Origin of the sequence: Mesorhizobium sp. L48C026A00, assembly GCF_000502375.1 — a bacterium.
Taxonomy (GTDB): domain Bacteria; phylum Pseudomonadota; class Alphaproteobacteria; order Rhizobiales; family Rhizobiaceae; genus Mesorhizobium; species Mesorhizobium muleiense.
This window is the reverse complement of record NZ_AYWU01000002.1, coordinates 331,976-352,258: the sequence shown is the minus strand read 5'-3', so window position 1 is coordinate 352,258 and position 20,283 is coordinate 331,976. Positions and strand designations below refer to the sequence as shown.

The 20,283-nt window shown below is 63.0% G+C and carries 20 protein-coding genes; 9 read left to right on the top strand and 11 right to left on the bottom strand.

Annotated features, from left to right (window positions below):
• The first annotated feature begins 84 nt into the window (after nt 1-84).
• The 4 genes from X738_RS48770 (at nt 85) to X738_RS48755 (ending at nt 3,909) form a co-directional block, all read left to right on the top strand.
• Complete coding sequence (locus tag X738_RS48770) at nt 85-972, top strand: sugar phosphate isomerase/epimerase family protein (protein ID WP_023797347.1); 888 nt, start codon at nt 85-87, stop codon at nt 970-972.
• Between the two features lie 66 nt (nt 973-1,038).
• Complete coding sequence (locus tag X738_RS48765) at nt 1,039-2,208, top strand: mandelate racemase/muconate lactonizing enzyme family protein (protein ID WP_023797346.1); 1,170 nt, start codon at nt 1,039-1,041, stop codon at nt 2,206-2,208.
• A 2-nt stretch (nt 2,209-2,210) separates the two neighbouring features.
• Nucleotides 2,211-2,927, top strand: coding sequence for a FadR/GntR family transcriptional regulator (locus X738_RS48760; protein ID WP_023797345.1), 717 nt, complete (start codon nt 2,211-2,213; stop codon nt 2,925-2,927).
• Nucleotide 2,928: 1 nt separating this feature from the next.
• Complete coding sequence (locus X738_RS48755; protein WP_023797344.1) at nt 2,929-3,909, top strand: hydroxyacid dehydrogenase; 981 nt, start codon at nt 2,929-2,931, stop codon at nt 3,907-3,909.
• Nucleotides 3,910-3,915: 6 nt separating this feature from the next.
• On the opposite strand, the gene X738_RS48750 is transcribed toward X738_RS48755, so the two are convergent.
• On the bottom strand, nt 3,916-5,211 hold the full coding sequence (locus tag X738_RS48750; RefSeq protein WP_023797343.1) for an amidase: 1,296 nt from the start codon (nt 5,209-5,211) through the stop codon (nt 3,916-3,918).
• 58 nt (nt 5,212-5,269) lie between these two features.
• Complete coding sequence (locus X738_RS48745) at nt 5,270-6,178, bottom strand: SDR family oxidoreductase (protein ID WP_023797342.1); 909 nt, start codon at nt 6,176-6,178, stop codon at nt 5,270-5,272.
• Nucleotides 6,179-6,282: 104 nt separating this feature from the next.
• Here X738_RS48745 and X738_RS48740 point away from each other — a divergent pair, with 104 nt between their 5' ends.
• On the top strand, nt 6,283-6,855 hold the full coding sequence (locus X738_RS48740; RefSeq protein ID WP_023797341.1) for a TetR/AcrR family transcriptional regulator: 573 nt from the start codon (nt 6,283-6,285) through the stop codon (nt 6,853-6,855).
• 56 nt (nt 6,856-6,911) lie between these two features.
• On the opposite strand, the gene X738_RS48735 is transcribed toward X738_RS48740, so the two are convergent.
• Entirely contained in the window at nt 6,912-8,123 is a 1,212-nt protein-coding gene (locus X738_RS48735; protein ID WP_023797340.1) for an MFS transporter, read from the bottom strand.
• A gap of 92 nt (nt 8,124-8,215) precedes the next feature.
• Here X738_RS48735 and X738_RS48730 point away from each other — a divergent pair, with 92 nt between their 5' ends.
• A complete protein-coding gene (locus X738_RS48730; protein ID WP_023797339.1) occupies nt 8,216-9,187 on the top strand; it encodes an AraC family transcriptional regulator in 972 nt (323 codons plus the stop codon).
• 70 nt (nt 9,188-9,257) lie between these two features.
• Here X738_RS48730 and X738_RS48725 read toward each other — a convergent pair whose 3' ends face one another.
• The 7 genes from X738_RS48725 to X738_RS48695 form a co-directional block, all read right to left on the bottom strand.
• On the bottom strand, nt 9,258-10,343 hold the full coding sequence (locus X738_RS48725; protein ID WP_023797338.1) for an ABC transporter ATP-binding protein: 1,086 nt from the start codon (nt 10,341-10,343) through the stop codon (nt 9,258-9,260).
• Nucleotides 10,343-11,452 carry an ABC transporter ATP-binding protein gene (locus X738_RS48720; protein ID WP_023797337.1) on the bottom strand — a complete coding sequence of 370 codons (1,110 nt, stop codon included), beginning with the start codon at nt 11,450-11,452 and terminating at the stop codon, nt 10,343-10,345. The genes X738_RS48725 and X738_RS48720 overlap by 1 nt, the downstream gene beginning before the upstream one ends.
• Entirely contained in the window at nt 11,449-11,658 is a 210-nt protein-coding gene (locus X738_RS48715) for a hypothetical protein (RefSeq protein ID WP_031254163.1), read from the bottom strand. Before X738_RS48715 ends, X738_RS48720 begins: the two co-directional genes overlap by 4 nt.
• Nucleotides 11,655-12,614, bottom strand: coding sequence for a carbohydrate ABC transporter permease (locus tag X738_RS48710; protein WP_023797335.1), 960 nt, complete (start codon nt 12,612-12,614; stop codon nt 11,655-11,657). Before X738_RS48710 ends, X738_RS48715 begins: the two co-directional genes overlap by 4 nt.
• 1 nt (nt 12,615) lies before the next feature.
• Complete coding sequence (locus X738_RS48705; RefSeq protein WP_023797334.1) at nt 12,616-13,521, bottom strand: carbohydrate ABC transporter permease; 906 nt, start codon at nt 13,519-13,521, stop codon at nt 12,616-12,618.
• Nucleotides 13,522-13,587: 66 nt separating this feature from the next.
• Nucleotides 13,588-14,904: an extracellular solute-binding protein gene (locus X738_RS48700; protein ID WP_023797333.1), complete on the bottom strand. Its 1,317-nt coding sequence runs from the start codon at nt 14,902-14,904 to the stop codon at nt 13,588-13,590.
• A gap of 359 nt (nt 14,905-15,263) precedes the next feature.
• On the bottom strand, nt 15,264-15,947 hold the full coding sequence (locus X738_RS48695) for a TetR/AcrR family transcriptional regulator (RefSeq protein WP_023797332.1): 684 nt from the start codon (nt 15,945-15,947) through the stop codon (nt 15,264-15,266).
• Nucleotides 15,948-16,062: 115 nt separating this feature from the next.
• On the opposite strand from X738_RS48695, the gene X738_RS48690 reads away from it, so the two are divergent.
• The 3 genes from X738_RS48690 to X738_RS48680 are packed head-to-tail and all read left to right on the top strand — an operon-like array spanning nt 16,063 to nt 18,618.
• Nucleotides 16,063-17,259: a Tm-1-like ATP-binding domain-containing protein gene (locus X738_RS48690; protein WP_023797331.1), complete on the top strand. Its 1,197-nt coding sequence runs from the start codon at nt 16,063-16,065 to the stop codon at nt 17,257-17,259.
• 11 nt (nt 17,260-17,270) lie between these two features.
• The gene (locus X738_RS48685) at nt 17,271-18,197 is read left to right on the top strand and encodes a phosphoenolpyruvate hydrolase family protein (RefSeq protein WP_023797330.1); all 927 of its coding nucleotides are present in this window, start codon (nt 17,271-17,273) and stop codon (nt 18,195-18,197) included.
• A gap of 4 nt (nt 18,198-18,201) precedes the next feature.
• Nucleotides 18,202-18,618, top strand: a complete 417-nt coding sequence (locus X738_RS48680; RefSeq protein ID WP_023797329.1) for a cupin domain-containing protein — start codon at nt 18,202-18,204, stop codon at nt 18,616-18,618.
• 207 nt (nt 18,619-18,825) lie between these two features.
• Here the strand turns inward: X738_RS48680 and X738_RS48675 are convergent, their stop codons facing one another.
• Nucleotides 18,826-20,016 (bottom strand): M24 family metallopeptidase, encoded by a 1,191-nt coding sequence (locus X738_RS48675; protein ID WP_023797328.1) that lies wholly within the window; start codon nt 20,014-20,016, stop codon nt 18,826-18,828.
• Nucleotides 20,017-20,283 lie beyond the last annotated feature (267 nt).

The window sequence follows — 20,283 nt, the reverse complement described above, 5'->3', positions numbered from 1 at the left end:
AGCGCCTTGGGGAGGAACCATGCAACGCAATCTGGGGTGCGTCGCAGGCGAATTGTTACAGGCGAATTCTGGGAAGGACAGACCATGCATCTTTCGACGCACAACTGGATGCGGGCGGAACCGCTGGAAACGACGCTCAAGCGCATCAAGAAATTCGGCTATGAGTCGATCGAGATTTCCGGCGAGCCCGCCCAATACAAGATCAATGAGACACGTGCGCTCCTGAAGGAGCACGGCATTCGCTGCTGGGGGGCGGTGACGCTGATGCTGGGCGAGCGCAATCTCGCCGCCAGGGACCAGGGCCAGCGCGAGCGCTCGGTGCAGTATGTCAAGGACGTGCTGACGATGGTCAGCGAACTCGACGGCGAGATCATCACGCTGGTTCCCGCCACGGTCGGCAAGGTGGTGCCGGACGGCACCGAGGAAGAAGAATGGGAATGGGTGGTCGACGCCACCAGGGAATGCTTTACCCATGCCAAGAAAGTGGGCGTCAAGGTCGCGATCGAGCCTCTCAACCGCTTCGAGACTTATCTGTTCAACCGCGGCGCCCAGGCGCTGGCGCTGGCCGATGCGGTCAGCCCCGAATGCGGTGTATGCCTTGACGCCTATCACCTCCACATGGAGGAGTTTAACGTCTACGATGCCATCCGGCAGGTCGGAAACCGCCTGTTCGATTTCCACGTCGCTGACAACAACCGCTTCGCCGCCGGTCTCGGACAGATCGACTGGCCGAAAATCGTCGGCACCCTGAAGGAAGTCGGCTACGACGGCGCGTTGACTAACGAGTTCGTCGCCCCTGTCGACCGCACGCCGGCTGCTCCCTATCCCGACATGGTCGAACGCAACCCGGTCGACATCTCGCCGGAGCAGCTCAAATTCATCCAGGACCACGGTTCCAGCGTGCTCACGGAAAAATTCTACACCGACCAGATGCGCATCACCGCCGAAACGCTGCTGCCGCTGATCAAGTAGTCGATCTCTGGAAACGAGCCTTTCCGCCCGGCGGCGACCCTACCGGCGGCAAGGCAGAGGATGAACATGCGCATCAAGACGGTCCAAGCCTGGTGGGTCCGCATACCGATCGAAGCCGCGCGGCAGCACCGCAGCGACTTCGGTCAGGTGACGACGTTCGACGCCGCAATCCTGCGCATCGAGACCAACGACGGGCTGGTCGGCTGGGGCGAAGGCAAGAATGCCGCCGGCAGCACCGGCAGCTATGGCGCCCTCGTCCACATGCTGAACCACGAGGTCGGGCCGCAGCTGATCGGCTGCGATCCGGCCGACATCGGGGTGATCTGGGAGATGCTCTACAATGGCGTGCGCCACGACAGCGCCGCGCAAAACGGCCACGCCATGCCGCAATTGGCGCGGCGCGGCATCAGCGTCGCCGCGATCAGCGCCGTCGATATCGCCTTGTGGGATATTCTGGGCAAGTCGTTGGGGGTTCCTGTCTGGCGGCTGCTCGGCGGCCGCAAGCTTGACCGCATGCCGGCCTATGCGTCCGGCGGCTGGGCCTCCGCCGAGGCGATCGGCGAGCAGTTGAAATCCTATATCGCCAAGGGCGGCTTCAAGGCGCTGAAGATGCGGATCGGCGCGATGGACGGCGCTCCGCACAATTCCGCCGCCCGCGTCCGCGCCGCAAGACAGGCGATCGGCGCCGAAGTCGACCTGATGGTCGATGCGCACGGCACCTATACGGTGGCGGAAGCCAAACGCTTCATCCAGCTTGCCGGCGATCTCGACCTGGCCTGGTTCGAGGAGCCGGTCATCGCCGACGACAAATCCGGCATGGCCGAAGTGCGGGCGTCCGGCTCCATCCCGATCGCCACCGGCGAGAGCGAAGCGACGCGCTATGCCTTCCGCGACCTCGCCACACTCAAGGCCGCCGACATCTTCCAGCCTGACCCCGCCTTCTGCGGCGGCATCAGCGAGGCGATGAAGATCGGCACCATCGCCAGCGCCTTCAATCTGCGCTTCGCGCCGCATCTGTGGGCCGGCGCGCCTTGCTTCTTTGCCGGGCTGCATGTCTGCGCTGCTTCGCCGGCCAGCTTTACCGTCGAATATTCGCTTGGCGCCAATCCGATGATCCACGATCTGATCGAGGAGACTGTCGAAGCAAAGGACGGCATGATAGCGATTCCCGAGAAGCCTGGACTGGGTTTCACCCTTTCGGAACGGTTCCTGGAGGCGCACGCGCTACGCGGCTGATCATGAAAGAAAAGAACCTTCTCGCGGAACTCGCCGCCTATCTGTTCTCGCACTCCGACAAGGCGACCGGCCGGACGCCGTCGGAGCGAGAACTGGCGGAGCATTTCGCCGTCAGCCGCGGCCAGATCCGCGAGGCGCTGGCCATCCTCGAAGCCATGCGCATCGTCGAGCGCCGGGCCAAATCCGGCATCTACATCGACACCAAGCAGGCCAGCGTCGAAGCGATGGCGCTTTTTGCCAGGGCCGGCCTGCCGCTCGATCCGATCCAGATCTACGAGACGGTCGAGTTGCGCAAGATCCATGAGATCAAGGCGGCCGAGCTTGCCTGCTCGCGCGCCACCGAGGAAAATTTCGAGCGGCTACGCGAAATCCTGAAGGCTTCGGAGGACCGCATTGCGGCGGGCGAGGGCCTCGCCAAGGAGGACCGCGAATTTCACCTTGAGATCGTGCGGGCAACCAAGAACAGCGTTTTTCACAACATATGCAGCCTCTATTACCTGATGGGCGAGCAACGCCTGCCGATCTACTTCAACGATCCCGAACGCAGCATGCGCTCGCATGCCGAGCACATCCAGATCTACGAGGCGCTGCTGCGCCGCGACGGCAATCTCGCCCAGGCGCTGATGAGCGCCCATCTGCAAGGCGCGGAAAGCTACTGGAAAGGCCTGATCGAGGGCGGCGGGGCAGAACCTAACAGCCCAGCGCTAGAACCGGTCTGACATGCACAAGATCCTGACGACACACACGCTGCATCCGCGCGCCTCCGCCATGCTGACCGGCGCCGGCGAACTCGTCGTCGCCTCCGCCCTCGATGCGGATACGCTGGCGACTGAGGCGAGGGACGCCGATATCATCATCGTACGCGCGCCGCTGCCAGCAGCGCTTTTCGAAAGGGCGACGAAGCTCCGGGCGGCAATCCGCCACGGCGCCGGGCTCGACATGGTTCCCATGGAAGCCGCCACGGCAGCCGGCGTGCTGGTGGCAAACGTGCCGGCGGTCAATGCGCGCTCGGTCGCCGAATACGTGATGTTCGCGGCGCTGGCGCTGCTGCGGCGTTTCCGCATGGTCGACCGCGACTTGCGGGCGAAGGGCTGGCTGGCCGGTCGCGATCACACCATTCTCGCCAGCGAGCTCGCCGGCAAGACGATCGGCATTGTCGGCTTCGGCGCGATCGGGCAGGCAGTCGGCCACATCGCGGCGCATGGTTTCGACCTGAAGGTGGTGGCGACGACGCGCAGCAGGAGGCCGGCGCCGGACAGGGTCAGGTTGCTGTCGATCGATGCGCTGGTCGAGCAGAGCGACATCATCGTTCTGTGCTGCCCGCTGACGCCGGAGACGCGCGGCCTGATCAACCGCGAGCGCATCGGTCGAATGAAGCCGCATGCGCTGCTGATCAACATTTCGCGCGGGCCGGTGATCGACGACGAGGCGCTGATCGAAGCGCTGCAGAATGACCACATCGGCGGTGCCGCGCTCGATGTCTTTGCGACGCAGCCGCTGCCGCCCAATCACCCCTATTTCGGCTTCGACAATGTCATCGTCACGCCGCACATGGCCGGCATCACCGAGCAGTCGATGATGCGCATGGGCGTCGGTTCGGCTGATGAAACCTTGCTGGTGCTGGCCAACAAATTGCCGGTCAATCTGCGCAATCCCGAAGTGCTCGAGCATTACCGGCGGCGGTTCCCGGCCGACGCCTGATGCGCCTCAACGGCCAAGCAGTGCCTCGACTTCCGCCGCGATGCGCAGGAGACGGTGGTCGTCGCCGTGGCGCGCCACCAGCATCAGCCCGGCCGGGCGCACCATTCCCGGCATCGGCAGCGAGATCGCGCAGAGGTCGAACTGGTTGGCAACCTGCGTGTTGCGCAGCAGAAGGCCTTCCGTGCGCTCACATAGAACTTCGTCGCTGGTCATCGAGACGATGGTCGGCGCGGTGACCGGTGTGGTCGGCAGGGCCAGCACATCGATCGACGCGAGCCGCTCGTCCATGGCCGCGACAAGCGCCGTGCGGCGGCGGATTGCCCTTATATAGGCCGTGGCCGGAACGGCGGCAGCGCGTGACAACGGTTCGCTCACCCGCGGATCCACCGGTGTCGTCGCGCCAGTCGCGAGCCAATCTGCATGGACCTCGGCTCCCTCCATTGCCGCGATCGAGGCTTGCTTGGTTACCGCGCGCAAATCGGCAAGGAGGTCATCGATGGACAGATCGGCGAGGCGTGCACCCGCAAGCTCTACCGTGCGAACACATCGGTCGAACGCCGCCGAGACCTCTTCTTCCGTCTCCTCGAAGAGTACGCCGCGCGGAACGCCGATGCGCAGTCCGGCAAGCGGAAGCGAAACCAGAGCCACAGGCTCTTCGCCCGCCATCACCACGTCGGCGGCTGCACATTCGGCGACGGTGCGGGCAAGCGGGCCAATGGAGTCCAGCGTGGCCGACAGTGGGAAGACGCCATCGCACGGCACCCGACGCGCCGTCGGCTTGAAGCCGACGACACCGTTGAGCGATGCCGGAATGCGCACCGAACCGCCAGTGTCGGAGCCGATCGAGATCTCGCTCGTGCCTTCGGCAACGGAAACACCGGCGCCGGAGGATGAGCCACCCGCGATCCGGCCGGCGTCGGTCGCATTGCCGGGCGTGCCGTAATGCGGGTTGACGCCGATTGCGGTGAAGGCGAATTCGGTCATGTTGGTCTTGCCGAAGATCACCGCGCCCGCTTGCCGCAGCCGCCGCACAATGACGGCATCCCGCAGCGCCGGCGCTGCGGTGCTGAGCAACAACGAACCGGCCGTGGTCGGCTCGCCGGCGACATCGAACAGGTCCTTGATCGACAGAATTGTTCCGTCGAGCGGCCCGAGCGTCACGCCGGCTCTGCGCCTGGCATCGGCGGCGTCGGCTGCTGCTCGTGCGGCTTCCGGATAGAGTTTTACGAATACGCTTTCATTGTCGGCGCGGACGGCGAGACGCCAAAGGACGGCTTCGAGGCGGTGGCGGGCTGATTGCATGGCACAGTCTACTTTTTTATTGTCGCCCGAACAGCCCAGCACACTGACCTCAATGGCTCTAGCGATAGCCAGTCGCATCGGCTGGTTTGCCGGCGTCCTGAACCTCGGGAACGTAGCGCCACGCGTCAGGCCGCGAGCCGTCGAGATCGGTAAAGCCGTAGACCTGCGCCAGCCCGCCACTCGACAGCGACTGTCCGTTCCAGCGCGAACGGTCCGGGTCCGCCGCAAGCGCCGCCACTGCGCGCCCGATAAAGCGCGGGGTCTCGGAAATGACGAAATGCGGCACTTTTGCTGTCGCATCACGCCAGTTGTCCTCGGTCACCCCGAAAGCTTCCAACATCATTTCCGAACGCAGCCAGCCGGGTGTCAGCGAAATCGAGGTGGCGCCGTGCGGGGCAAGGTCCTTGGCATGGGCCCAGGCCATACGGGTCACCGACACTTTGGCGAGGTCATAGAACGGCGAGAGCCGATAATGCTCGGCATTATACTCCGCGGTGCCGTCGGTGACTTCGACCAGCAGGCCACCCGGGCGCTCGATCAGAAGCTGCAATGCGTAATGCGCGGTGATCAGATGCGTGTCGATGCCCAGCCGCAACATGCGCAAACCATTCGTGAGATCATGCTCCCAGACCGGCTTGTTCCATTCGAACAGTTTCTCGCCGCCCCAAATGTCGTTGACCAGCACATCGAGGCGGCCCTGCTCGACACGTATCCGGTCGACCAGCTTGCGCACGTCTTCGGCAACCAGATGGTCGACTTGCACAGCGATGCCATGGCCGCCTTGCGCTGAAACAAGCTCCGCCGTTTCCTCGATGGTTTCCGGGCGGGCGTATTCGGACTGATACGCGCGTGTCGTCCGCCCGGTGACGTAGACCGTCGCGCCCGCGGCACCCAGTTCGACAGCAATACCTCTCCCCGCACCGCGCGTGGCGCCAGCGACCAAAGCGACCTTTCCCTCAAGCGTCATTGAACTCCCCAGACTCTGACCAACCAATGCTCTGACCAACCAATGCTGGCCTTCTTCAATGTTAAGATATATAAATGATCATTCGGTTATAAATGGGTGTCAAGATGCCTCGGCAAAAAACGCAATCCGACGAGGACGTGCTGGAAGCGGCGCACCGGCTGATCCACAGGCATGGCCCGGAGGCACTCACATTTGAACGGCTGTCCCAAACTTGCGGGCTCTCCGGCTCTACCCTGGTGCAGCGTTTTAAGAACAAGGCCACGCTCAGGCAAAGAACCTTGCTGCAGGCATGGGACCGGCTGGACGCGAAGACGACAAAGCTCGCAGACGCGACGCCGAGGACCCCTTTTGGCGCGATCGAATTGCTGGTGGCGCTGTCACGAGACTATGGCGGCATCGAATCCTATGCCGAGGGCCTGCTCGTCCTGCGCGAAGATCTGCGCGATCCGGTGCTTCGCGCGCGGGGGGCGTCGTGGAAGGCATCCCTGTGCAACATCCTCGACTCTTGCTTTGCCTCTGTCGTCGACACGCCGTTGGACATCGGCCTGCTGATGGCATCGCACTGGCAAGGCTCGCTGCTTTGGTGGAGCTTCGACCCGAAGGCCGAAGTTGCATCCTACGTCGAAGACAGTCTGGGCCGTTTTGTCACCGCAATCGTAACGGCCCGAAAACCATAACCGATATTCGGGCCAGTTCTTGGAGGCGTCCTAGGTGGGACGCACCTTCGGATGGCTTAGGTTGCGCTCCTCGGGCCGAGCAGGAACGCCGCCAAGGCCGCCAGCAACGTCGCGATCCCGCAATAGGCGAAAGCGCTGGCAACGCCGGCATTGTCGACCAGCAGGCCGCCGAAAACGGCGCCCAGTGCGATGGCCACCTGGAATGTGGCGACCATCAGCCCGCCAGCGCTTTCTGCCTGGTCGGGAGCGGCTCGCACAAGCCAGGCTTGCAGCCCGACCGGCACCGCGCCAAAGGCAAAACCCCAGGCGGCCACCGCTATCGCCGCCACCGCGGGCGAAGCGCCGATGGTCAGCAGCAGAAGTGCCGCGACCGCAATCAGCAGTGGCGCCAGGCCCACCGCGGTCTTGAGGCTTCGTTCAGCCATGAACCCGCCGGCAAAGTTGCCGAAGAAGCCACCGATGCCGTAGGCGAGCAGCACAAGCGAGATCGTCTCGATGTCCAGCGCGGGCACCTTCTCGAGAAACGGGCGGACATAGGTGAAGCCGGCAAAATGTCCCGAGGCGACCAGCAGGATCACCAGGAGCGCAACCCTGATCATCGGCCGTTTTATGACCTCCAGCAAGGTCCGAAAGCTTGCCACGCCCGCCGGCGGCAGCTTCGGAAGGGTGGCGATCTGCACCAGCAGCGCCAAGGCGCCGACAACAGCCGCGATCATGAACGCCGTTCGCCATCCCCAGATGTCGCCGACATAGGCGCCGACCGGGGCGGCGCAGACGGTCGCCACCGAGACGCCGGTGAGAATGATCGACATGGCGCGTGGCATCAGCCGCATCGGAACGAGCCGCATCGCCATGGCTGCCGACATCGACCAGAAGCCGCCGAGGCTGATCCCGAGCATGATGCGGGCGATCAGAAGTATGGAAAGCGAGGACGCAAACGCCGCCAACAGGTTCGACAGGATCAGCAGCACGGTCAGTCCCCACATGACGAGCCTGCGGTCCAGCCGTTTGGTGACGATGGCCATGGTCGGAGCGGCTATCGCGCCGACAACGGCGGTTGCCGTCACCGCTTGGCCGGCGGTGCCTTCGGTCACACCGAGATCCTGCGCCAGCGGCGTCAGCAGGCTGGCAGGCAGGAATTCCGCGGTCACCAGCCCAAACACACCGAGCGCGAGGGATACGACCGCTCCCCACGCCGGCTCGGCTCGTTCATCGGTTTCCGCCGGATCGAGAACGGCGTCGATGACGCCTGTCGCGGGTTCGGTCATGATGGAATCTCCGATCTGGTTGCGGCGCAACATTTGGCTGCAGTGCAACATAGCGAGTGACCGCCTGGAGTTTCCATGCTAGAAACACCATCATGCTTGACCATTCGTCCAAAGTTCCGGTCACCGGCGATCCGCTGACAGACATATTGCGCGGGTTACGGCTCGACGGCGTCGAATATGGCCGTTGTGAAATGCAGGAGCCCTGGGGCCTCCAGTTTCCGGCCCAGACGGCGGCGCGGTTTCACTTCATCGGCCGCACAGGATGCTGGTTGCTGCAGCCGTCCGGCGAATGGGTCGAGCTCAAGGCGGGCGACGCGGTGCTGCTGCCGCGCGGCGCCGCACACGTCCTGGCGAGCGAGCCGGGCACTGAGGCTTCGCCGATCCAGGGTTACGAGGTCGGAGAGGTCTGCAAGGGCGTTTACTGCCTGTCCAACGAAGGCTGTCGGCCGGGGACGCTGCTGTTTTTCGGCAGCATGTATTTCAATCTCGACGGTTTGCACCCATTGCTCGGCATGATGCCGGACGTGATGCGCGCGCACGAGTTGGAAGCCTATGAACCGGCCATCCCGCATTTATTGGAGGCTATGGCACGCGAGGTGACGATGGAGCGTGTTGGCTCCGGCGGCATTCTGGCACGGCTGGCCGATGTGCTGGCCGCCACCGTCATCCGCTCATGGGTCGAGCGCGGTTGCGGCGACTCGTCCGGATGGATTGCGGCAGTGAGGGATCGCGAGATCGGGCGCGTGCTGGCCGCGATCCACCTCGAACCGGACCGAGACTGGACGGTGGAGACCCTGGCCAGGATGATGGGCGCCTCGCGATCAGGCTTCGCCGAACGCTTCGCGACGATCGTCGGCGAAACGCCGGCCAAATATGTCTCCCAGGTGAGAATGCACCAGGCACGGCAATGGCTGGTCCGCGACCGGTTGAAGATTTCCGTCGTCGCCGCACGCCTGGGTTATGAATCCGACGCTTCGTTCAGCCGGGCGTTCAAGCGCGTCATCGGATCGGCTCCCAGCCATTTCCGGGCCGAGGAACCGGCTGAGACCCGCCAAGCCGGCTAAACCTGGCCACAGGCTTTTAGCCGCCTGGCATCCTCCCGCCCAACAGACGCGCATTTTTGCGCGACGCGGCTTAGCCTGCGTGACGAAGGCTTATCCCGGTACCCTTGTCGAACAGCACCACCTTGTCCGGATCCCAGGCAAAGCGCACCGGCTGCTCGATCTCGACATCGGTTCTGGCCGGCACCGTGGCCCGCAACATGGCGTCGCCGACCCGCAGCGTCAGGATCTTTTCGACGCCATGGTTCTCGACATCGTGGACGCGCGCTTCCACCGGTGCCCCGCTCTCGAGATAGAGATCCTCGGGACGAATACCGAAGACGAGCGGGCGACCGTCGGTCTCGCCGCTCGTCCTGGCCCCCCCGGCAAAAGGCAGTTCGAAATTCAGCGGTGCCATCACCGCGCGGCCGTCGATGAGCTTGCCGTCGATGAGGTTCATCGGCGGCGAGCCGACGAAGCTCGCCACATAGGTGTCGCGCGGATAGTTGTAGATCTCATAGGGCGTGCCGGTCTGGACGATGCGGCCATGGTTGAGCACGCCAACCTTGTCGCCCATCGACATCGCCTCGATTTGATCGTGCGTGACGAACAGGAAGGTCTGACCAAGGTTCATTTGGATGTTCTTGAGTTCGGTGCGCAGCGCCTCGCGCAACTTGGCATCGAGCGCCGACAGCGGCTCATCCATCAGGAATACGCGCGGCTTCCTGACGATGGCGCGACCAATCGAGACGCGCTGCATCTCGCCGCCAGAGAGGCGATCCGTCTTGCGGTCGAGCAGATGCTCGATACGCAAGGTCTTGGCAACGCGGTCGACGCGCGTCTTGATCTCGTCGGGCTCGATGCGGCGGATTTTCGGCTTCAGCGGGAATTCGAGGTTCTCGCGCACCGTGTAGCGCGGATAAAGCGAATATTGCTGCAGCACCAGCGCCACATCGCGCTCGGCGGCACCCCAGTTGGCGACATCGACGCCGTCGATGAAGACCTGACCTTCGGTCGGCTTCTCCAGGCCGGCGACCATGCGCAGCGTCGTCGTCTTGCCGGCGCCGGTCTCGCCGAGCAGCACGAAGAACTCGCCGTCGGCAATGTCGAGATTGAGCCCGGCCAATGCGGTGTGATTGCCGAATGTCTTCGAGATGTTCTTGAGCTGGATATGGGCCATCAGAGTCTCACCCCAAGCGAATTGCCGCTTGCCGTGTCGAAGAAGTGCGCCTGCGCCGGGTCGAGCCTGGCGAAGACCTGGACCCCCGGCTTGCCGACGAAACCGGAACGGGTCCGGGCGCGCAGCATCTGTGCCCCGACCTTGAGGTCGACGATGTCGTAGGAGCCAAGCGGTTCGATGATCTGCGCCTCGACCGGCAGATAACCGTCCGCCGGGTCGCGCGAGACCATCAGGCCTTCAGGGCGGATGCCGAGCGCGAGGCGGTCCTGCCCGACGTTCGCGGCGTCGAGCTGGCCGACCAGTTCGGCCGGGAAAACGAACCCTTCCGCGGCCCCATCGACAGTGACCCTGGCGCCGGAGCCGTTCATCGTCACCGCCGCATTGGCAACGTTCATCACCGGCGAGCCAACGAATTGCGCGACGAACAGATTGGCCGGGTGCTTATACACTTCCGATGGGCTGCCCACCTGCTGCAGAACGCCCTCATGCATAATGACGATGCGGTCGGCAAGGCTCATCGCCTCGATCTGGTCGTGGGTGACGTAGATGGTGGTCGAGCCCTGCTTGATGTGCAGCCGCTTGATCTCCGCGCGCATCTCCTCGCGCAGCTTGGCGTCGAGCGCGCCGATCGGCTCGTCCATCAGCATCGCCTTCGGCCGCCGCACCAGCGCCCGGCCGATTGCTACGCGCTGCATGTCGCCACCCGACAGCGCCGACGGCTTCTTGCCGAGCAGATCGTTGATCTGCAGCACTTTGGCGACCGAGCGCACCTCGCCGTCGATCTCCGCCTTGCTCTTGCGCATGGCCCGCAACGGAAAAGCGATGTTCTCGTAGACGCTCATATGCGGATAGAGCGAGAACGACTGGAAAACCATGGCGATGTCGCGGTCGGCAGCCTTGAGATGCTGGACCGGCTTGCCGTCGATGAGGACATCGCCGCCGTCGATCGTCTCCAGCCCGGCGATTGCGCGAAGCGTCGTCGTCTTGCCGCAGCCCGACTGGCCGAGCAGCACGATGAACTCGTTGTCGTCGATCTTGAGATTGAGGTCCTTGATGACCTGGACGGCGCCAAAGAATTTCTGGACGCCACGAAGCTCGATCTGGGTCATGCGTGACCTTCTTTTTCCGGTGCGCCGGTCGCCTTCGGCTCCTGCCTTGGACCGACCCAGCCGGTGATCATGAACGTCAGCAGCCCGACGATGATGATCGTCAGCCCGTAGCGGTGCAGGAAGAGGTTCCACGGCTGGCAGAGCGCGATGATGCCGCACACCATCACGATCTCGGCCGTGCGCTGGATTGTAGCGTGGCGGATCATTTGCGGATCGCTCCGAAGGACATGCCGCGCAGGAGGTGGTTGCGCAACAGGAAGGTGAAGATGGCGACCGGCAGCAGGAACAGGAAGGTTCCGGCGGCAATCACCGTCCAGTCCGACAGGCCGGAACCGACCTGGCTTGGAATGAAGGGCGGCGCCGTCTGGGCGCGTCGGTTGGTCATGATCAGCGCGAAGGCATATTCGTTCCATGCGGTGATGAAGCAGAATACGGCGGTGGCGGCGATGCCGGTGGCCGCCTCCGGCAGCACGATCTTGAAGAAGGCCTCCATGCGCGTATAGCCGTCGACGAGCGCCGCCTCCTCGTATTCCTTCGGAATTTCGTCCATGAACCCCTTCATCAGCCATACAGAGAAGCTGAGGTTGAAGGCGGTGTAGAGGATGATCAGGCCCCAATGCGTGTCGTTGAGGCCGACGACCCGGTACATCAGGAACATCGGGATCGCCACCACCACCGGCGGCAGCATGCGCGTCGACAGGATGAAGAAGAGCAGGTCCTGTTCCCCCTTTATTTTGAAGCGCGAGAACCCGTAAGCCGTGAAGGTGCCCATGCCGACGGCGAGGATCGTCGAGGTGATGGCCACGATCAGCGAATTCATGAAGCGGTTCGGATAGCCGGACCACTGCACGTCGCCCCTGCCCGAGCGCACCACCTTCTCGCCGCCGTCAAACACCAGCCGCTCCCACCACGGGGCGGCGGCGTATTGTTCCGGCGTCGGCGCAGTGCGCAATTGCGAGCGCTTGGTGAACAGCTTGACGAAGGGCGATATCTCCGGCTGGAAGACCACCGTCGGCGGGATGGTGGTGGCGAGGTTGCGCGGTTTGAACGCCGTCGAGGCTATCCAGTAGATCGGCGCCAGGAAGATAATCGTGACGATCAGCACGCCGACGATGGCGAGCTTGTTGAGCGAACGCTCGGCAGAGGTGGTGACAGCGGCCATGCTAGCGCTCCTTCACCTTGTTCAGGTACTTGACGTAGATGTTGGTGATCGCCAGGATCATGATCAGCACGATGTAGGCGAGCGCGCAGGAGCGCCCGGTCTGCCATTCCTGGAACGCCATCTTGTAGAGCCGGATCGAGATCACCTCGGTAGTCGGCTGGCTGGTCAGGATGTAGGCAAGATCGAAGGTCTTGAACGCCTCCATCGTGCGAAAGATGATCGCGATCATCAGGATCGGCGCGACCAGGGGCAGCGTAATGCGAAAGAACGTATAGAACGAGCCGGCGCGGTCGATCGCGGCCGCCTCGTAGAGGTGCTTCGGCACCGCCGACAGGCCGGCGAGCGACAGCAGCATGACGAAGGGCGACCACATCCAGATGTCGGTGATGGCAACCGCGTAGAGCGCCATGTCGGGGTTGGACAGCCACTCGAAGGAGCCGAGGCCGAGCGTATAGTTGATGATGCCGAAGGACGGATCGTAGAGCAGTTTCCAGAACAGGCCGACAACAGCCATCGACAGCATCATCGGCAAAAGCAGCAGTGTCGTCAGCAGGCCCTTCAACGGGATATCGCGGTTGAGCAGCAACGCCACGCCGAAGCCGACGATGACCTGGCCGACCACGGAGACGATGACGTATTTGGCGGTGATGGCGAAATTCGACCAGATGAACGGGTCGTTGAGCAGCTCGCGGTAATTCTGCAGTCCGACGAAAGTTGCCGGTGCCGCGCTCGATGCGCGAAAGTCGGTGAACGAATAGCCGAGCGAATAGAGCAATGGAAAGATGTTGAAGACGATCAGGAAAACGATCGTCGGAATGATGAAGAGATTGCGGATCGTAAGGTCGCTCATACCGCGGGCGGCGGAGCGCGACTTGGGATCCAGCGTGGTCATGACTGCAGTGGCCAAGGGCCGTTCCTCCGGAAAAGAAAACGGAAGGGGCGGGCTCCCGCCCCCTCCGAGCGTTAGAGCCGTTTACTTCACGCGGTTGTATTTCTTGAACGTGGCGTTCCAGTCCGCGGCGAGCGCATCGAGCACTTCCTTGGCCGTGCCCTGATTGCCGGTGATGTACGGATAGACGCGTTGGTTCATCTGGATGAGCAGCTCGGCATATTCCGGCGTCGCCCAGAAGTCCTTCACCTTGAACATGGTTTCGTAGAAGGCCTTGTTGTAAGGCGTGGCGTTCTGGAATTCAGGCGACTCGAGCACCTTGGCGCTTGCCGTGTAACCGCCGAGTTCCGCCCATTTCTTCTGCGTCTCGTCCTTGATGAACCACTCCAGGAACTTCATCGCCTCTTCCTGATTCTGCGAATAGGAGATGACGGAGATGCCCTGGCCGCCGAGCGCGGCGAACTGGTCGCCGTTCGGTCCTGGAGGGTTGGCGAAGAAGCCGGTGACCTTGGCATTCGGGTTGGAGGCTTCGTTGATGAGCGCCGGGAAGAAGGCGAAGTAGTTCATGCTCATCGCCGCCAGGTTCTCGGTGATCGCCTGGTTGTCCTCGATGAAGAAGCTCTTGGCCCAACCAGGAGGGGTGAAGGAATAGAGCTCCTTGTAGGCCTCGAGCGCCTTGACGTTCTGCTCGGAGTTGATGATCCCGTCGACCTTGTAAGTGGAATAGTCGCCAAGTTCGCCGCCGAAGGAGAAAATGGCGTTCTCGACGCCCATCACCAGAGCATCGTACGAGTTATCGGTGTAGATGGCGACGCCGTAGCGCTTCTCGTCGGGACGGTGGAAGAATTCAGCGATGTCGCGCAGCTGCTTCCAGTCCTTCGGCACGCCGAGATCGTAGCCGTACTTGGCTTTGAAGGCTTCCATCTCCTTCGGGTCTTCGAACCAGTCCTTGCGATAGGACCAGCCGACCGCGTCGCCCTCGGCCGGTATCGACCAGTATTTGCCGGAGTTGGACGGATATTCGGCGTAGTATTTCACCGTTGCCGGCGCCATCACTTCCTTCAGATTGTGCTTGTTGAAGAAGTCGGTGAGGTCGACATAGTGGCCGGCCTCGGAGGCCGCGCCAATCCACTGCGAATCGCCGACGACCATGTCGTAGGCGCTGCCCTTGGCGTTGAACTCGGTGAACGCCTTGGTCTGGAAATCCGGCCACGGCGTCGTTTCGACCGTGACCTTCACGCCGCTCTCGGCCTCGTAAAGGTTGACGAGTTCCTGCAAATAGTTCGCCGGATCCCACTCAGCCCAGAAGATGGTGAGTTCCTTATCCTGCGCGTAGACAGACGTTCCGCAGGCGAGCACTAAGCCGATACCAGCAAGCATGCTGGTCATTGTCTTGCGCATGATGATTTCCTCCCTTGTGCGCATTCTACCGTATCATCCGAGCCGGCGGCGAGGCCGGCCCTGGTAGTTCCTTCCGTGATGGCGCCGTTCCGGTTTTCGAGCCTCCTCGCCCAACCGGAAATGGATCGCAGCCCTCACTTTCGACCCGCTATATCGTCCTGATCTGGTATTACCAATTTCGGACGCGCGTCAAGCTCTTTCTTGGACGATGGCAGGGCCTCAGACAAGCAGATTCCAGCAACATCTGTCTGTTTTTCTTAAATTTTCCTACTCGTTGATACGCAAGACCCTTGTTCGCGCTACGAAACGCCGACTATTGTCAGTAGTAGGCATCCCCATCTGGTCGAACCAGATCGATACTATTCCGCAGCTGTCGCCGGCGCAGGTCTGTTTCCTCCAGCCATCGATTCCATCACTGCAGCCCGCACCAGCGCGCCGGCTGCCCATTGCGCTACCGACATCATCTTGCGGCTGTCCAGTCCCCATATATCCTTCAGCACGATCAGCACTTCGACGCCGAAGATCAGCGACAGGGCCTGTGCCAGGCGCTTGAATTCGCGTGGCGGCAGCCGGTGCTTGAGCGGTGCGATCGCGTCTTTGAGCAGATCGATGCGATGGCCGCGCGTGAAGGCCGGCTCGCCGTCGAGTGTGCCGGCCTGCCGCCGCGCCCACTGGTCGAGCGACAGCTTCAGCGCCGCCTTGAACGTCGCCTCGAAGGCTTCGATGCGTGGCATGGCCGTGTCGAACAGTTCGACGACGCGGCGCTCGGGATCGGCCGAGGTCGATTTCCAGGTGAGGATCGGCCCCAGCCCTTCGTCGACCACCGCCTGCACCAGCGCCGCCTGGCTTGGAAAGTACCGATACGCGGTGGCGCGGGAGACTTCCGCCGCTTCGGCGACCTCGCTGACCGAGGGCGTGGCGCCCGCCTGCATCAGCCTTGTCGCCGTCTCCAGCATCAACCGCCTTGTGCGGGCGCGCGGCCCGCGCGGCGCTCCAGAACCGGCATCGTCGGGCACTGCCGCTGGTTGACGTGAGACATTCATGTCAATATGATACGGACGTCTCAAAAAATTGCAATGGCCTTTCGCGCTGCCGAACGGCCGGGGCAAAAGAGCGGCCGGCAACTACGCCGAGTGCGCCTTGAACCGGGGAAACGCAATGAAGCGCGTCTATGTGGTGGGCACCGCCGACACCAAGGGTGAGGAACTCGCCTTTCTGGCCGATGCGGTCGCAGCCACCGGTGCTGCTGTCGCCCGCGTCGACGTCGGAACGCGCAACGCGACCGTGCCGGTCGATGTCTCGGCCGAAGAGGTCGCCGGCAACCATCCCGACGGCAGCACTGCCGTGCTGGGCGTCGACGACCGCGGCACCGCGGTCGCGGCAATGGCCATCGCCTTCACCCGGTTTGTCCAATCGCACACCGATATTTCAGGTGTGATCGGTATCGGCGGCGGTGGCGGCACTTCGATCATCACATCCGGCATGCGCGCGCTGCCGCTCGGCCTGCCCAAGATCATGGTCTCGACGCTCGCCTCGGGCGACACCGCGCCTTATGTCGATGTCTCCGACATCGTCATGATGCCGTCGGTGACCGACATGGCCGGCTTGAACCGGCTGTCTCGCGTCGTGCTGCACAACGCCGCCCAGGCGATAGCAGCCATGTCTGCAAAACCGGCGCCGCCGCCCGACGGCAAACCGTCGATCGGGCTCACCATGTTCGGCGTCACCACGCCGTGCGTGACTTCGATCGCCGACGAGCTTCGTTCGAGCTATGACTGCATGGTCTTCCACGCCACCGGCACCGGCGGCCGCACCATGGAGAAGCTGGCCGACAGCGGCTTGCTGTCCGGCGTCATCGACATCACGACGACAGAAGTCTGCGACCTCCTGTTCGGCGGCGTTCTGCCGGCAACCGAAGACCGTTTCGGCGCGATCGCCCGCACGAAGTCGCCCTATGTCGGCTCGGTCGGCGCGCTCGATATGGTGAATTTCTGGGCGCCGCCAACCATTCCGGAACGCTATAGCGGACGGCTGTTTTACGAGCACAATCCGAACGTGACGCTGATGCGCACGACGCCTGACGAAAGCCGCAGGATCGGCGAATGGATCGGTGCAAGACTAAGCCTTTGCGAGGGACCGGTCCGGTTCCTCATTCCCGAAAAGGGCGTTTCGGCGCTCGACATCGAAGGCGGCGCCTTTTTCGATCCCGAGGCCGATGCAGCACTCTTCGAGGCCCTCGAGCGCACGATCATGCCGGATGACACGCGTCGCGTGATCCGCTTGCCGCTGCACATCAACGATCCCGAATTCGCCAAGGCTGCGGTTGCGGCTTTTCTCGACATCGCCAGACAGTGAGAGACGAAGCCATGCCCGCCATTCCGCGCAAGAAAATCCTGGAAAAGTTCCGCAAGATGATTGACGGCGGCGTGCCGATCGTCGGCGGCGGCGCCGGCACCGGGCTGTCGGCCAAGGCCGAGGAGGCCGGCGGCATCGACCTGATCATCATCTACAATTCCGGCCGCTACCGCATGGCCGGCCGCGGCTCGGCCGCCGGCCTGCTCGCCTATGGCAACGCCAACGAGATCGTCAAGGAAATGGCCTATGAAGTGCTGCCGGTGGTGAAGAAGACGCCGGTGCTGGCCGGCGTCAACGGCACCGATCCCTTCGTCATCATGCCGCTGCTGCTAGCCGAGCTGAAGACGATGGGTTTTTCCGGCGTGCAGAACTTTCCGACCATCGGCCTGTTCGACGGCCAGATGCGGCAAAGTTTCGAGGAAACCGGCATGGGCTTTGGGCTTGAGGTCGACATGATCGCCGCAGCACACGAGCTCGATCTCCTGACCACGCCCTACGTGTTCAACCCCGATGAGGCGCGCGCCATGACCAAGGCCGGTGCCGACATCGTCGTCGCTCATATGGGGGTGACCACCGGCGGTTCGATTGGCGCGACGTCGGCCAAATCGCTCGACGACTGCGTGACCGAGATCGACGCCATCGCTGAAGCGGCGCGTGCGATGCGCAAGGATGTCATCCTGCTTTGCCATGGCGGGCCGATCTCGATGCCGGACGATGCCCGCTACATCCTCGAACGCTGCAAGGGCCTGCACGGCTTTTACGGGGCAAGCTCGATGGAGCGGCTGCCGGCGGAGGCGGCGATCGCCAGGCAGACTGCCGATTTCAAGGCGGTCTCGCTGGAGCATCGGACCCAAAAGTGGGAACCGGTTTTGGGAAAATCCGATGCGCAAACAAAAAAAAGCGGTGCCAAGACGACCGCGAAGAAAAAGAACGGATGAGACGATGACCGACAAGAGCAAGGTGTTTGTCTACCCGAAGGATGTCAGCGCCTTCGGCTTCGACTGGGGCAGGCTGTCGCTGACGGTGGCGCCCGAGGTGAACGGCGCCACGCGCTTTTCCGGCGGCGTCGTCGACCTGCCCTCCGGCAAGGGCCACACGCGCCACAACCATCCGGGTGCGGAAGAGATCATCTTCGTCATATCAGGCAATGGCAAGCAGATGGTCGAGGACGAGGACGGCAATCCGGTCGTCGAGAAGGTCGGCCCCGGCTGCACCATCTATGTGCCGGAAAGCCGCTTCCACTCGACACTGAACACCGGCAATGCGCCCATGCAGCTTTTCGTCGTCTATTCGCCGGCTGGGCCTGAACTGGCGTTGCGCGACCTGCCGGATTTCAGGCTGCTGCCGCCGGGCGCGTGACCTTTTTCTCGGGCAGCGCTGCCCCTCATTGCCCTGCCGGGCATTTCTCCCCGTAAACGGGGAGAAAGGTCGCCCTCGTTACGGTTTCGCCACTCACAAGCGTTGCAGAATAAGCACCAAGGCTGCGGCCATGTCCCTTCTCCCCGTCCTATACGGGGAGAAGGTGCCGGCAGGCGGATGAGGGGCGGCGCCGCCCATTGCGGGAGATTATGCCACCCCACCTCTGTTCCAGCCCCTGCCCCGGTCGCCGAACATGACGTAGCCGCTATCGGTGACCGCCAGCGTGTCTTCGAGCTTGATGAAGCCGCGCGTCGGGTGATGCATCGTCGTCTCGACCGAGAGCACCATGTTTTTCTCCAGCGGCTTTTCGGCATAGGTGCCTTCATAGGTCACCGGATGGTTGGTCATCAGGAACGGAGCTTCATGTGTGATCAGCCCCATGCCGTGGGCAAAGAAATCGGTATAGGGCGCGACCTTGGATATCTTCAGCACGCCTTCCGCGTAGGAAATCATGTCACCACCCAGCGTGCCGGCGCGTACCTTCGAAAAGGCCGCCTGCTGCACGGCCTCGACTTCGGCCAACAGATCCTCGAGTTCGGCATCCGGCTCGCCCAGAATGCCCATGCGACAGAGGTCGCCGATATAGCCGTGATAATTGCCGCCGGAATCGATCGACATCACCTCGCCCTTCTTCCATGCCTGCGGCGAGCCGGCGCGGTTGTGGCTGGCGCCCAGCGTCAGCAGGCAATATTCGAAATGCGCGCCGCGATTGGTCTCCTCGCGCCGCAGCTGCTCGATGATCTCGGTCTTGGTCGTGCCTTCGCGCGCCCAGGCAATGGTCGCCAGCATGGAATCGGTGATCAGTTCAGAGGCGATGCGCAGCTTCTCCAGCTCCGCATCCGTCTTGATCGCCCGCATCCGCTCCAGCATATCGGTCGCATCGATCAGCTTGGCATCAGGCAGCGCCTTGCGGATCAGCGTGTAGGCATCCGACGGCAGGAAAGCCGGCTCGATGCCGATGCGGGCGTCGCCCTTGCCGATTTTCGCCAGGTGCTCGACCGCGAGATTGGCGGCGTCGAGCGTGCCCCAGCAGGCGGCGTGCAAGGTCGGCGTCCAGAACGGGTTGTTCTGGTGCTCGGCGCCCTCCATGCGGTTGCCGATATAGGCGGCGTGGTCCGGCCCACCCTTCTCGTAGACGACAACAGGCAAATAGCGGCTGTGGCCGATCGCATCCATGGCGGCGAAGAAGATGAACTTGTAGCCGCCAAGCAGATATTGCGTGTTGTGCTTGGAGGTGGCGACCAGCACATCGATGCCGGCTTCCTCCATCAGCCGATCGACCCTGGCATGATCGAACGGGATGGTGCTGGCGGCATTCTTACCCGGAACGACGTTCATCTTTCTCTCCCTGAATTCCCTGGCCGGCCGCTCGGATCGCCGGCGGCGCCCAGTCTTCGACGAGACAAGTCTGGTCCTACCAGATAAGGTCGGCTTGGACCGCTTCCTGTAACTGGTCCAGAGGACGAAATTTTCAAAGCCACATGAGGATGCGCCAAATCCGTCTCTGGCGAAACCCTCGGCAAGGCTCATAATCACCCTTGCAAGGATGCCGTCTGGCGTCCGAGGGTAGTGGCCACCCGGGCCAGAGTGGCTGAGAGGGACGGA